Consider the following 13,811-nt stretch of genomic DNA (forward strand, 5'->3'; position numbering starts at 1 on the left):
CCGCACCTAAGGCTGATACTGCTTATCGGTCACGGCCTCCATCCAAGTCACGACACTGCCTTGGTGCGACTCTTGAATAGCCATATGTGTCATTGCCGTGCGCGCAGTCGCACCATGCCAATGTTTCACATTCGCAGGGATGTGGACGACATCACCAGGCTCAATCACTAAACGCCGACCCTGCCACTGCTGTACCCAACCCTGACCCGAGGTAACAATTAACGTTTGCCCTCGTGGATGACTATGCCAATGTGTGCGACTGCTGGGCTCGAACGTCACATTCGCACCGCCGGCACGGGTCTGTGGTTGCGGCTGAAATAGGGGTTCCACGCGCACCGCGCCGCTAAAGTATTGCTCAAGCCCCTGCAGAGGTAACTGGCTACCGTTAACTTGTACGCTGATTTGCGCCTCAGGAGCGCTTTGTGCCATGGCCTGAGTCGCCATTGTCAGGCCAATAATTAACATCAACGTCGGAATAATCGCTTTCATAGGTCATCTCCTCAGATTAAGTAGGTGTAATCAACAGCTGTGATTTGCGCTGTCGATTGCATCTATTTTTTCTGAGTTCAGCCTATCTCGGTAGTATATTATTCCGCTTTACTTGCCTATAACTCTGAGTGTACAGAACAATTTCTAGGCAAGCTTTATTCTGTGCATTACACTCACAGTTACCCACCCCATCGCCGTAGACAAGACTATGAACACAGAGCAAAACCGTATCAGTGCCATCAGCAATGAGTTGGCTGCAATGATCGAACGCCACAATCAGGGCCAAGCGATGCAAGAAACAGCGATTGAGGGGTTGGCATTTTATCGCCAAACAGAGCCCGCCGATTCGTGTTCATTGTGTGTGGTTGAACCAAGCATTGCTCTGGTGGTGCAAGGTGCAAAAAGCATGACCCTAGGGGACCAAGAGTTTCGTTACGACCCTTACCACTTTCTCATTACATCACTGGATTTACCCGCAAGAATGCAAGTGTTGGAGGCGAACGACCAAGCACCGTATCTAGGCCTTGTTCTTAAGTTTGATTTGGCGGTGATGAGTGAGCTAATCGTTCAAGCGCCACTGCAAAAAGCCCCCCCCAGCGAACATGACAAGGGCATGGTACTGGGGACTATGACCACGACCTTACTCGGTGCTTGCCAGCGTTTAGTTGCACTGCTCGATGAACCCGATTCACAGGCGGTATTGGCGCCGCTTATCAAGCGTGAGATTTTCTGGCGGGTGCTGATCAGTGAGCAAGGAGCACGGCTACGCCAAGTGGTCTCTGCTGGCAGCCAAGGACTACGAGTAGCACGTGCCATCGAGTGGCTGAAAACACACTACCAAGAACACCAAAGTGTTGATGAGCTGGCCGACATGGCGCAAATGAGCAAGTCCACCTTTCATCATCATTTTCGCCAACTCACCGCCATGAGCCCATTGCAATATCAAAAGCGCTTGCGCTTGCTTGAAGCCCGTCGGCTTATGCTCGGCGAGCAATTCGATGCTTCAAGTGCGGCTTACAAGGTGGGCTACGAAAGCCCATCGCAATTCTCTCGCGAATATTCGCGTTTGTTCGGCACTTCCCCCAAACGCGATATCGCTGCGCAGCGCCAGCAAATTAAAGGTTAACTAAGGTGCTTCACTGGCCTTAGCTACAGGCGCCAAATAATGCTCATCGCTCACTGCCTCAAACCATTGCACAGCCTCACCATTCAGCGCCTCTTGCACCGCGATGTGCTGCATCGGTTCACTACTGGTTGCACCATGCCAGTGACGACGACCACAGTTACACCAAATCAAATCACCCGGCCCGATCTGCGTTTTCTCACCCCCTTCACATTGGGTCCAACCGATGCCCTGAGTGACCACCAAAATTTGTCCCAATGGGTGTGAGTGCCAGTGTGTACGTGCGCCAGCAGCAAAATTAACAACCGCAGCACCTAATCGTGATGGTGCCGGGGCGTTAAATAAACTACTAATAGTTACCGAGCCGGTAAAACATTCCGCAGGGCCCGTTATGGGTTCACTCTGGTGCGCCCGGATAACGCTCATATCTTCACTTTTTGACATGGTTTTCTCCCGTTTCTAAAAACACCTAGTAGTGATTACAGTAGCGGTGATTTGTGCCTAATAGAATGCCAAAAACAGCGGCATCATTGCCTGATTATAGCTCGCGCTTGAAACCGAAGAATAACGTTTATATTAGCTCTACAAAGTAACCCGATATTCGATAATCAGCGGTAACCCTTTTCCTATCACTCATACTTTTAGGCAAGAACCGAACAGCTTTGTGTCTATTTAATAACCAGCCTTTACCTGATAATGAGCTCACCAACGCAACACATTGTGCGCCCATGGTAATCCCAGTGATCACCATCACTGTGTTGCACAACCGGAGGTTCTGATGAAAGCCACATTTATAAATCCATTCACTAGCGTGCTTATCTGCTCGGCCCTATGGGCAAGTGCAACCCTAGCTGCAAATAATGCCCATACTGCACAGGTGAGTCACGGAGCCAATAACTTCTATCAAAGCGAGCGTATCTCTATGCAAAAAGTTACATTCAACAATCAATATCACATGCAGGTTACTGGTAATTTATACCTGCCCGAAAACATGCAAGCGGATGAGCGCAAACCAGCAATTATCGTGGGTCACCCAATGGGAGCGGTGAAAGAACAAAGTGCCGTACTCTATGCACAAAAGCTTGCGGAAATGGGTTTTGTCACACTGGCCATTGATCTGTCATTTTGGGGTGAAAGCGAAGGCAACCCGCGCAATGCCGTGCTACCAGACATGTATGCCGAAGATTTTAGTGCCGCAGTCGATTACTTAGGTGCCAACGAGCATGTCGATGCCAAACGTATCGGAGTACTGGGCATATGCGGCAGCGGTGGCTTCGCAATCAGTGCTGCGAAAATCGACCCGCGTATGAAAGCCATAGCCACGGTGAGTATGTATAACATGGGGGCATTCACTCGCAACCTTTATAACCAGTCGCAAACGCTGGCACAACGTAAACAAGTGATCGCTCAAGCTGCTGCGCAGCGTGACGTTGAGTTTGCAGGCGGTGAAACTCAATACACCGGCGGCACTCCTCATGAAATCAATGACGACTCACACCCCATAGCTAAAGAGTTTTACGATTTTTACCGCACACCACGCGGCCAATATACGCCTGCGGGCTCCTCACCTGAGCTGACCACGCACCCTACGCTTAGCAGCAATACTAAGTTTATGAATTTTTATCCGTTTAATGACATGGAACTGATCTCGCCGCGTCCGCTACTTTTTATTTTCGGCGACCAAGCGCATTCCATTGAATTTAGCCAAGATGCCTATGCCCGCGCAGCTGAGCCCAAAGAGCTCTACCTAGTTGAAGGCGCCGGCCATGTTGACTTATATGATCGTGTTGAATTGATCCCATTTGCTAAGCTCGGCGACTTTTTCAACACCCACCTATAATTTGCTGACCTCAGGGCAGTCTATCACTGCCCTATCATTATTTTGGAGGCTTTATGAAAACCACAGGCTATGCTGCACATTCACATGACACACCATTGGTGCCTTATGAATATCATTGTCGGCAGTTACGAGAGGATGATGTCGCCATCGAGATCCTCTACAGTGGCGTTTGTCACAGTGATTTGCATACCGTAAAAAACGATTGGGGGTGGACGCTTTACCCTAGTGTGCCTGGCCATGAGATCGTCGGCCGAGTCATTGCGGTCGGTGCCAAAGTTACAGGTTACAACAAAGGTGATCATGTGGCGGTAGGCTGTATGGTCGATAGCTGCCAACAATGCAGCCAATGTCACGCAGGCGAGGAGCAGTTTTGTGAGCACGGTTTTACCCAAACCTATAATAGCCCAGACCCCCATACTAAAGAGATCACTAAAGGCGGTTATGCAAAGAACATCGTGGTGCGCGAGGAATTTGTACTCGCTGTGCCAGCGGCGCTCGATTTAGCAAAGACCGCACCTTTGCTCTGCGCGGGCATTACCACCTATTCGCCCCTGAGAACATGGAATGTTGGCCCAGGCAGTCATGTCGCTGTCATTGGCATGGGTGGACTCGGTCATATGGCTGTGAAGCTTGCTGTTGCTATGGGAGCACATGTAACGGTTGTCAGTCGCTCTGCACATAAAAAAGCGGATGCCGAAGCCTTGGGCGCCGACGCTTTTTTACTTTCCAATGATGAGCACAGCATGGAGCAGGCCGCCAGCACCTTTGATCTTATCGTTGATACGGTGCCAGTAAAACACGATGTTACGCCCTATGTGCCGCTACTAAAAATAGATGGCACCTTGACCTTAGTCGGGCAAGTAGGTCCGATGGCCGAAATGAACACGGTGCCTTTAGTCATGGGTCGTCGTCGTATTGCCGCATCGCTCATTGGGGGGATTGCTGAAACCCAAGAGATGCTCGATTTTTGCGCGCGAATGAACATTTTGCCGGAAGTGGAAATGATCACCATGGAGCAGATAAATGAGGCGTTTGAACGACTTGAGCGCGCCGATGTGCATTATCGCTTTGTCATTGATATGCAAAAATCCACTTTTTAAAGTTCGGTGGGTCAAGTGGCAGCACTTGACCCTCATTATTATCGTCACGAACGTGTTATAATTGCGTTTTGTACTCAATAAGATGAACCTTGCCGTGACTGCATTGCCCTTTTCCTCCACTCCACTGTCCCCTGCGTTGTTAGATAACCTCGCATCATTGGGTTATCACTCGATGACCGATATTCAAGCGCAAACCTTGCCGCTTATTTTGGCCGGCAAAGATGTCATTGGTCAGGGCAAAACCGGTTCAGGTAAAACCGCAGCATTCGCTTTGGGGTTACTGCATAACCTCAATGTACAGCGCTTTCGAGTACAGTCTCTGGTTGTCTGCCCCACTCGTGAGCTGGCCGACCAAGTGGCGGTCGAAATCCGCAAGTTAGCACGCGCAATCCATAATATTAAGGTGTTAACCTTATGTGGTGGTGCACCGATGGGCCCACAAATTGGGTCGCTGGAGCATGGTGCGCATATTGTTGTCGGTACCCCAGGGCGCATTGAAGAGCACTTGCGTAAGGGCCGCCTCAGTTTAGATGAGGTAAATACCTTTGTGCTTGATGAGGCCGATCGCATGCTGGAAATGGGCTTCGAACAGCCGCTGCAATACATTGTTGACCACTGCCCTGCGGTGCGACAGAACCTACTATTTAGCGCCACTTATCCGGCAAAAATAGAACAGCTCGCTCAACATGTTATGCACAATCCGGAAAAAATCACCGTTGAGTCCACCCATGATCATGCCACTATCGAGCAGTATTTCTACGAGGTGGACGACAATGCCATGCGTATGCAAGCAACGCAAAAGCTGTTATTGCACTTTGCTCCCAGTGCAGCGGTTATTTTCTGCAATACTAAGGCACAATGCCAAGAGCTCTGCGATAGCCTGCGCCAGTGTGGCTTTGATTGTGGTGCACTGCATGGCGATTTGGAACAAAAAGACCGTGACCGTACGTTAGTGCGCTTTGCTAACCAAAGCATGAGCGTGCTAGTTGCCACCGATGTCGCCGCTCGTGGCATTGATGTTGACCATGTTGATATGGTCATTAACTACCATATTGCGCACGACCCTGAGGTGCACGTGCATCGTATTGGCCGCACCGGTCGGGCTGGCAATAAAGGGGTTGCATGTTCATTGATGAGCTATAAAGAATCCCACAAGGTCAACGCCTTAGAAGATTATTTAAATACCACAGTGGAGCCAACAGACTTACCTAACGACAACGTGTTTGGTAATCCGGTTAAACGTGCGCCTATGGTCACAATTCAAATCGATGGTGGTAAAAAGTCTAAGCTGCGCCCCGGTGATATTCTTGGTGCCTTGACGGCAAAGGATGCGGTGAAAGGTACACAAATAGGTAAAATCAAAGTCACGGCAATCAGCGCGTATGTCGCAGTGGAACGAAAAGCAGCTAATACCGCCTTGAAGGTGATCAGCGAAGGCAAAATGAAAGGCCGACAATTTCGCGCTCGTAAACTCACTAAGTAACATTCCATTGGCCGCACATTGCTGCGGCCTGCTACCCACTTTGTCATTCAGTATCAATACACCTTGCTTTAGTTAGCGTTGCCTGTTCAGGAACTCTTTTTTCACCTGCAATGGAGGCCTTAGGTGACATCTGACTACTTTGAGTTTTTAAGCATTATTGGCGTCGCATTTTTTGCCATTTCTGGTACTTTGCTAGGCCATGATAAAAACATCGGCGGTTTTGGTGTCGTCGTTGTTGCTTCAGTCACCGCGCTTGGCGGCGGCAGCCTGCGCGATGTGTTGCTAAATCAACCAGTATTCTGGATAGACAACCCCAACTACCTCTATGCCACCTACAGCGCTATTTTTATCACGGTGTTGTTTATCCGCCACCTTCCCAATGTATCGAGTTACTACATGCTGTTACTTGACGCCATTGGCATGGCTATTTTCAATATCGTCGGCATTGAGAAGTCGCTACTGCAAGGCACCGATATGATCGTGGCCATCACCATGGGGATGACCACAGGCATATTTGGCGGCTTACTGCGGGATGTGATTTGCGCCGAAGTCCCTCTCGTTATGCGCCAAGAGCTTTACTCTACAGCCTGTCTGTTGGGAGGGCTGACTTATGCCGTGCTATTTCATTTAGATATTGCTTACCTGTGGTGCATTATCGGGTCTGTGTTGGTCACTGTGCTGCTGCGCCTTGGCGCAATTCATTGGGGTTGGCAGCCGAGTATATTCAAGAAAGGCCGAATGCAGTAATGCCAACCATTTTATAATTTGGGGTTTAAATCATATGCTCCGCCCCAAGGTTTTAACTGTACACCTTTTTAAGCCGTGGGTGATGACCTCACCGGCACGGGAAAATAGCAGAACTTTAAGGAGCGCGATATGAAAACCCTGATCATCGGAGCCAGTGGTCAAATCGGCAAAATGACGACCGCGAAACTGTTAGCCCAAGGGCACGAAGTCGTGGCCTTAGTGCGCGATAAAAGCAAGCTAAGTGACTTGCCCCAACAAGGGCTAACTATTATTGAGCAAGATTTGGAAAATGATTTTAGCGCTGCCTTTGATAATTGCACACAAGTGATCTTTGCTGCAGGCTCTGGGGCCAGTACCGGGGCTGATAAAACCTTACTCATTGATTTATGGGCTGCAAAGCGGGCCGTGGATTTTGCGAAAGATCATAAGCTTGCACACTTTATTATGGTGAGCTCAATTGGTGCCGACGCACCTGATAATATTGAAAGCAGCATAAAGCCCTATTTGGTAGCCAAACACATGGCCGATGAGCAACTGATAAACAGTGGCCTTGATTACACCATCGTACGCCCGGGTACTTTGCTCAATGAACCAGCGACCAAAAAATACCGTATCAAGCGCCCAGAGTCGCGCCAAGACGCGGTGATCTCTCGCGAGAACGTGGCAGAGGCGCTGGTGTATATCGCTGGCAAAGACAGTAAAACGAGCCAAGTGTTTGAGCTGTTTGATGGTCCCGAACCAATCACTTCGCTCATAGATTAAAGCCAATGCGCCTAGCCCCAAGCTGGGCGCTCATTTTTTTTACGCCAATTAAAACAACCAGCTTACCGAGAGTCTCAACGTCCGTGGTTCAATGGGATGAAAGTGAATATCCGCAACACCCTCATCTGCCTCACCCGGCAAGCGAGAACTGTAGTAGTAGTCAATATCATGATCCTGACTGTTAAACATGTTGAGTAGCTCGACATCCACTTTCCAGTGGGTTTGACGATAACTGAGCAACCCATTGACCACACTCAGAGGCTGCGAGCGACGCTCGCCGTCGGCACTGAGTATGCGCTTGCCAATATGACGAAAACGTAACGAGCTCAACCACAACTCATTGATATGCCAATTGACACCAGCACTTGCCACTACGGGTACTGCGCCCTCGACGCGGTCATCCTTAGTGCCATTTCGTAAGCGCGAACGCGTGAACGACGCTTCCATATCAACATTAAAGCGCTCATTGAGCCAATAATAAGCACTCAGCTCCAAACCATAGCGCCGCGAAGCATCACTGGCCTCGGTATTACCGGCATCACCAACAAATAGTAGCTCCGAGTCTAACTCTAACCACCATAGAGCGGTTGAAAAATTAAACTGCTGCTCATCGAAATAGCGCACGCCTATTTCACCTCCTTCGCTGCGTACAAGTAGGTCAACCTGCTCTGTCGCCTCGAGGGTGATAGGGTCCAAATTTATCGTTGCTCCGCGAGCATCATTGGAATAAAATCCTTGAGCAAAATTAAAATAGCCGGCCCATTGCGGCGTAAAGAGGTAGTTTATGTTCGCCTTCACGCTGAATAAGTCGTCGCTGGCATCGCCGGAGTTACTTGGGTTATCACTTTGCACATTGGCTTCTAGATAGTCATAACGCAGACCTAGATTGGCTTCGAGCTGTGAGCTAATGGTTATCTGCGAATGCCAATATGCACTGTAACTACGCTCATCAATACTGTCTTCGCGCACAGTACTTAAACGCTGACGCGCACGTGTATTATACAGCCCCACTTCACCGACATTATCATTACGCAGGGTGATCCCGACGCGGTGCTCGATGGGCCAGGACGTCTGTTGTGAAAAGGTATACCCTAGCGCTGCACCGCTGATCACCCGCTCATCATATTGCTGAAATTGATCGCCATTGATGGGGTCGTTGAGAAAGTAAGTAAAATTCGAAAACAAATCCAATTTATAGTCAATAAGATAGGCACTTGCGCTAACGCGTTGCCCTTGCCAATTGGCCGATACACTGTAGCGACTAGAGTGTCCCCCTAAGGTTTTATCTAAAGAACCTAACTCTGTTATTATTCCTTGGCGTACCGCGCGACGTGGTATTTGGTCGGCGGCATTCCAGCGATTGTCGTAGGCCATTGCCGTTATAGACATATCGCCGTCCCAAGCGCGGCCTAAATAACGTAGCAACGCATTTTTCTTGCTGATATCTTCATTGATATCTTGCCAAGGGCCGTCATAACCTTGCCATTGTGCAGCGCCAATAACCTTGCCTTGCCCCGCTGCAACACTCGCCATCGCAACCGCTCGAGTATAGTTATCCTCACCAATACTCAACGTTAACTGCTGATGTGTGGGGTTATCAGCAAAGTGAAAGTAGGCACTGCCGGCGCTGGAGAAATCTCCTTGCTCTGCGTGATAACTGCCCTTTTGATAGGTGATGGTGGCAATCGTTTCAGGAATAATAAAATTAAGATCGGTATAGCCTTGACCGTGCCCATGACTGCGCATATTAATGGGCATGCCATCGATATAGGTGGCAAAATCTGTGCCGTGATCTAAGTTAAAACCACGAATAAAATACTGATTCGCTTTACCCGAGCCGCTGTGTTGTGTCACGGCCATCCCCGGAATAAGCTCTAGCATTTCTGCGCTACGCAACATGGCTCGGCTATCAATTTCACCCTGACCTATCACGCCACTTGATGCGCTAATCGATTCACCAATAAGGCCACTGCGGTGCCCATACACGGTGATCGTTTCCACATTAGCCGACAACGGATGAGCCGTAATCGCCCCGAGAGAAAGTAGTAATGTGTTAAACCTCATGGCTTGTTCCTTGTTACCAGTTAATATCAAAGGTGATAACGGACAAGCACTGATTTTGGATGCAAAAAAGGAAAGTTATTTAGAAACGATAGCCCACTGTCAGTGTCACTGATAATGCAGCGGTAAGCGAAAAGGGTAGCTGCCAGGCGTGTGGCTAACGATAGCCGCCTGCAAACTGCGCCAGAGCAAGAGGGTGTTTAAAGTTCAGGCAAGCTCACAACGGCCTGCCCAACTGATTAACGGTAGAACACCTCAACCGTTCCTTTGCTTTTAATCAACAGAGGCTGACCGCGACGGTCGCGGGCTTTCGGATGGGCTACTTTAATCCAGCCTTCACTGATGCAGTACTCTTCTACATCATTACGCTCTTTATCATTGAAACGCACGCCAATATCGTGTTTTAGCACTTCTTCATTGTAATGCGGGCTGCGCGGGTTAATCGAAAGCATATTGGGAATATCAGGTTTGCTGTTGTCGGTCATGATGACGTATCTCTACAAATAAACGTAGGCGCTATTGTAGGTAATCCCATCCTTAGGCTCAATTATTAAAGTTGCAGATAGGAAAATAATCTCGCCTATATCGCTTTAGTTCGCAATGTACTACAAACAAGTGTGCTTAGCCTTATCGCCAATAGAGCTGAATTATTTGCGCTCAGCTCTCAGACGTAGGATAGTGATACGCGGTTTTAATGCTGTAACTACATAGGATAATCATGTTCAAACTATTGCTAGCTTCGAGTTTAGTCTTTTCTTGTGCCACCGCGTTGGGCGCCAACCTTACTGTGGAAGAGCAGCGTCTACCCGCAGCTGCTGAAGCAATGCCCAACGTAACCAGCGCCTTTGCCAGTGATGTAAGCGCGTTTGCACAACAGTGGCAAGAACTAAAGAGCTTCGAGCGTGCTCAGGATGTGGTTTATGATTACGCCAACCAGTTGTGGCGCAACGCCAAACAGCGTATCACAACGAAAAAAGATTACGATGACCGCGCATTGTATTGGGCACGGTTACAGTCGAGTAAGATTATTCGTGCCACTAACCCACACTTTGCGCTCAGCGATGCGCAGCGTCAAAGCTTACTCAACACCCTAGAGCGAGGCAGCCGAGGACAATACGACTTAGCGTACAGCCAGGGCACTGAGAAAAAGATTCTGATCACCGGCTTTGACCCTTTTTTGCTTGATGAACACATTGACCAAAGTAATCCTTCAGGGGTCGCTGCATTGTTATTAGATGGGCAGGTAATCAGCCACAAGGGTATACGCACAGAAATTAACACTGTGATGATCCCGGTGCGCTATAAAGACTTTGATGAAGGCCTGATTGAATCATTGCTAGCGCCCTACTACGCGCTCAACAACGTTGATATGGTCGTCACTATCAGTATGGGCCGAGAGCACTTTGATTTAGAGCGCTTTCCAGGTAAGCGCCGTAGCGTGACCGCTCCCGATAACGCTAATATAGTTTATGGTGGCACGCAAACCGCACCGAAAATATCCAGCCTTAATGGCCGCCCTCTTCCCGGTGCAGAGTTTGTTGAATTCAGTTTGCCAGTCGCGCACATGCAAAAGGCGCAAGGCCCCTATGAAATCAATGATAACCATGAAGTAACCACTCTAGAGAAGACATTTAAGCCTAGCTCGTTGGCCGAGCTGGAAGGTGCAATCGCGGTCAATGGCGGTGGCGGTGGCTACTTATCGAATGAAATCTCTTACCGCAGTATTCGCTTGCGCAACGAGCTTAATTCAGATGTACCTACAGGACATATTCACACCCCTCGCATTGCGCAGTTTGAGCCACAAACGGAAGCGAAAATCGTAGCGCAAATTAAAGCCATGCTAAAGCAAAGCTTAACAGCGCTATAACTGTTAAGTGAGGCTGCCTAGCTAGGCAGCCTCTGACCTCAGCGCGTCTTTAATGACGCTGCTGCGGTGCATTACGCACTAAATCTTTACCATTATCGTACACCTCTTGAGTCACCCAGCGCCCAAGTAGTAACTGGTGATTGTCATCGAGTACCGCAATAAAAGGTCGGCCATCGGCATTGTTAGTCGCCAGGGCAATGCCAGCTGCATTGTCTAAGCCTAATTTGCCGCTTTCCACCGAGCGCAGAAACGCCTCTAATTCCTCTAGCGTATCAATAATGTCATTATCGTTTATCATTTTAGGTTCTCAATTACCGCTTAAAGCGCAAAGGGTAGCAACTCTTGCTCGACAGATAAACATGGCTGTGCCATGTTGCATCAGAACTCAACAAGTTAAGTCTGTTGGTTTTATCAATCCGAATCTGGGCGATAATCACGAATAAAACGCAACTGGAATTCGGTGTTATCAAAGTCTGCGCACATGACATCGACCCCATAATGCAACACGGTATCAATATCAGCGCCAATAGCGCCTTCTTGCGTCAGCGAAGCCATCGCTGTGAGTAGCTCTTTGGCTCGAGTTTCATGACCCCCACACCCGTAGTCAACCACTGAGTAAAATTTTGCGTAATTATCGCCCAAGCTTACAGCCTGTTGGAGATACTCACCTCGTTTGGCTCCCTCACTCGTGCGAGCCAAGATAAACGCAGCGCGAGGCTGCTGACGATAGCGGAGCAAATAACGCAGGATCGTTTGCGCTTTAAACGGTGAGTGGGGATAGGCGCCGCGCATTTGCCCTTGAGGGCGCATATCACGACCAGTGTAATAACTGTAAGCGTAATAAAAAGCCTGCTCGGTAGATAAGCCCTGCAATGCCTGTGGTGTCACATCTATGCTTTTTTCACGATGCTGCGTTAATTGTTGCTGATAGTCCTGCGCCCACTGCTGCTGAAGCCTCGCTCCATGAACAACATGAATCGCTAGCGCAGTTGCGGCACAACAAAAGGAAGCGCCAAGCAGTAGCACAGGAAACGCAACATAACTACGATTCTTTAGCTGTTGGCGACTAGCGTGTGGCTGCTGTTCACTGAGCAAGTAAAAAGCACGATTGTCTGTCAACGGCACACTTCTGCGAGCAAAAAAAGCAGCAGCCCACGCACCACTGACATACAATGCCAGCAAAATAATTCCCCAAATTGTGCCTGAAAGGACAATACCGATATTGATAGCAACGCCCACGACTATTATGTGCGCCAACAAAGCGAGCACGGCAAAACGCCGCATAAAGCCCTTGCCATGATAACGCACAGCAACGCCTAACAGAGCACCGCTGACAAATAACATCAAAGGAGATGCCTTAGGCAACACAGCAAACGTTCCATACCACAGCAGTAAAATAGGTATACACCACATGCTTGTGTACAAGGCGGCTTTTAATGCATGTTGGTTATTGAGTTGCGTGTGCACTCGCTTTGCCATGCTCGGCTCTAGATTCATGATAATGTGTCCGGCTTGAGAATATAAATAATGGCTTACTGTACCAAAGAACTATACCCAGCGCCGTATCATTTTCATACTGTGTAAACCTTATGTTAATAACAGGTTTTATACTCATGAAACATATTTTTGTCGCTATCGCCTTATTGGTCGGTTTAAGTCCATTCGCTTGGGCACAGTGTCGCGATAATGTCGTCTTGGTCCATGGCAACACATCATCCCCCTCGAGTTGGAACAACACCCGTGAGCAACTATATGCTCAAGGTTATACCGATACACAAATCTTTGCCCCAAATTGGGGCTCTAAAACATGCGCCAGCTGCAACGATCACAACGGCAGTGAAGAGCTTCCCGTGCGCGAAGCAATTCTTGATGCCATCAACCAATCGTGCAGTGGAAAAATAGACATTATTGGCCATTCGATGGGTGTCACCCTAGCTGCGCAGCAAGTTTACAAACTGGGGTTAAGTGCTGATGTCGATGCATTTGTCGGTATTGCTGGGGCGTTGCGCGGTTTATTAAGTTGCGGTGTTTATCCTTACAATGTGTGGAACAGTACCTGTGGGTATCACGGCCTATCAGTGAGTAGCCCGTTTCTTGACGGTCTATATGGGCAGCAATTCGCAAACCGAGTGTATTCCATTAAAAGCTATGCCGATCAGGTCATCTGCGCAACGGGGAGTTGCTACGTGTACGGCATTCACAGCAGTCGAATTTGGCATGAAACTGCTACTTTTACTTACGCTCTTGGCCATTTTGGCCTACAAACCGATACCGCTGCTAAGCAGGTTAGTCTAATTCAATAACAACCTTGTCGTATATGGCACCCAATACTCACGCTT

Annotated in this window: 14 protein-coding genes; 8 read left to right on the top strand and 6 right to left on the bottom strand. The window is 48.8% G+C overall.

Annotated features, from left to right (window positions below):
• Positions 1-6 precede the first annotated feature (6 nt).
• On the bottom strand, positions 7-489 hold the full coding sequence (locus tag MHM94_RS15380; protein WP_151173054.1) for a cupin domain-containing protein: 483 nt from the start codon (positions 487-489) through the stop codon (positions 7-9).
• A gap of 208 nt (positions 490-697) precedes the next feature.
• On the opposite strand from MHM94_RS15380, the gene MHM94_RS15385 reads away from it, so the two are divergent.
• On the top strand, positions 698-1,615 hold the full coding sequence (locus MHM94_RS15385) for an AraC family transcriptional regulator (protein ID WP_045978251.1): 918 nt from the start codon (positions 698-700) through the stop codon (positions 1,613-1,615).
• Here the strand turns inward: MHM94_RS15385 and MHM94_RS15390 are convergent, their stop codons facing one another.
• On the bottom strand, positions 1,616-2,056 hold the full coding sequence (locus MHM94_RS15390) for a cupin domain-containing protein (protein ID WP_218939672.1): 441 nt from the start codon (positions 2,054-2,056) through the stop codon (positions 1,616-1,618).
• Positions 2,057-2,390: 334 nt separating this feature from the next.
• Between MHM94_RS15390 and MHM94_RS15395 the strand changes: the two genes are divergently transcribed.
• The 5 genes from MHM94_RS15395 to MHM94_RS15415 all read left to right on the top strand — a co-directional run bounded on the left by MHM94_RS15395 (position 2,391) and on the right by MHM94_RS15415 (position 7,544).
• The gene (locus tag MHM94_RS15395) at positions 2,391-3,452 is read left to right on the top strand and encodes an alpha/beta hydrolase (protein ID WP_235419770.1); all 1,062 of its coding nucleotides are present in this window, start codon (positions 2,391-2,393) and stop codon (positions 3,450-3,452) included.
• Positions 3,453-3,505: 53 nt separating this feature from the next.
• Positions 3,506-4,552, top strand: coding sequence for an NAD(P)-dependent alcohol dehydrogenase (locus MHM94_RS15400; RefSeq protein WP_235419771.1), 1,047 nt, complete (start codon positions 3,506-3,508; stop codon positions 4,550-4,552).
• An 82-nt stretch (positions 4,553-4,634) separates the two neighbouring features.
• Complete coding sequence (gene dbpA / locus MHM94_RS15405) at positions 4,635-6,035, top strand: ATP-dependent RNA helicase DbpA (RefSeq protein WP_235419800.1); 1,401 nt, start codon at positions 4,635-4,637, stop codon at positions 6,033-6,035.
• A gap of 123 nt (positions 6,036-6,158) precedes the next feature.
• The gene (locus MHM94_RS15410; protein ID WP_045978255.1) at positions 6,159-6,782 is read left to right on the top strand and encodes a trimeric intracellular cation channel family protein; all 624 of its coding nucleotides are present in this window, start codon (positions 6,159-6,161) and stop codon (positions 6,780-6,782) included.
• A 129-nt stretch (positions 6,783-6,911) separates the two neighbouring features.
• Positions 6,912-7,544, top strand: a complete 633-nt coding sequence (locus MHM94_RS15415) for an SDR family oxidoreductase (protein WP_053910240.1) — start codon at positions 6,912-6,914, stop codon at positions 7,542-7,544.
• A gap of 48 nt (positions 7,545-7,592) precedes the next feature.
• On the opposite strand, the gene MHM94_RS15420 is transcribed toward MHM94_RS15415, so the two are convergent.
• Both MHM94_RS15420 and MHM94_RS15425 read right to left on the bottom strand, forming a co-directional pair.
• Positions 7,593-9,608, bottom strand: a complete 2,016-nt coding sequence (locus tag MHM94_RS15420; protein WP_235419772.1) for a TonB-dependent receptor — start codon at positions 9,606-9,608, stop codon at positions 7,593-7,595.
• Between the two features lie 236 nt (positions 9,609-9,844).
• On the bottom strand, positions 9,845-10,090 hold the full coding sequence (locus MHM94_RS15425; protein ID WP_022945333.1) for a DUF3297 family protein: 246 nt from the start codon (positions 10,088-10,090) through the stop codon (positions 9,845-9,847).
• A 233-nt stretch (positions 10,091-10,323) separates the two neighbouring features.
• Here MHM94_RS15425 and MHM94_RS15430 point away from each other — a divergent pair, with 233 nt between their 5' ends.
• Complete coding sequence (locus MHM94_RS15430) at positions 10,324-11,472, top strand: hypothetical protein (RefSeq protein WP_235419773.1); 1,149 nt, start codon at positions 10,324-10,326, stop codon at positions 11,470-11,472.
• A 49-nt stretch (positions 11,473-11,521) separates the two neighbouring features.
• Here the strand turns inward: MHM94_RS15430 and MHM94_RS15435 are convergent, their stop codons facing one another.
• Both MHM94_RS15435 and MHM94_RS15440 read right to left on the bottom strand, forming a co-directional pair.
• Complete coding sequence (locus MHM94_RS15435) at positions 11,522-11,770, bottom strand: hypothetical protein (protein ID WP_022945335.1); 249 nt, start codon at positions 11,768-11,770, stop codon at positions 11,522-11,524.
• A gap of 113 nt (positions 11,771-11,883) precedes the next feature.
• The gene (locus MHM94_RS15440; RefSeq protein WP_235419774.1) at positions 11,884-12,969 is read right to left on the bottom strand and encodes a hypothetical protein; all 1,086 of its coding nucleotides are present in this window, start codon (positions 12,967-12,969) and stop codon (positions 11,884-11,886) included.
• Positions 12,970-13,085: 116 nt separating this feature from the next.
• Here MHM94_RS15440 and MHM94_RS15445 point away from each other — a divergent pair, with 116 nt between their 5' ends.
• On the top strand, positions 13,086-13,775 hold the full coding sequence (locus MHM94_RS15445) for an alpha/beta fold hydrolase (protein ID WP_235419775.1): 690 nt from the start codon (positions 13,086-13,088) through the stop codon (positions 13,773-13,775).
• Positions 13,776-13,811 lie beyond the last annotated feature (36 nt).

The organism is Pseudoalteromonas sp. CNAT2-18.1, assembly GCF_022347865.1.
Taxonomy (GTDB): Bacteria; Pseudomonadota; Gammaproteobacteria; order Enterobacterales; family Alteromonadaceae; genus Pseudoalteromonas; species Pseudoalteromonas ruthenica.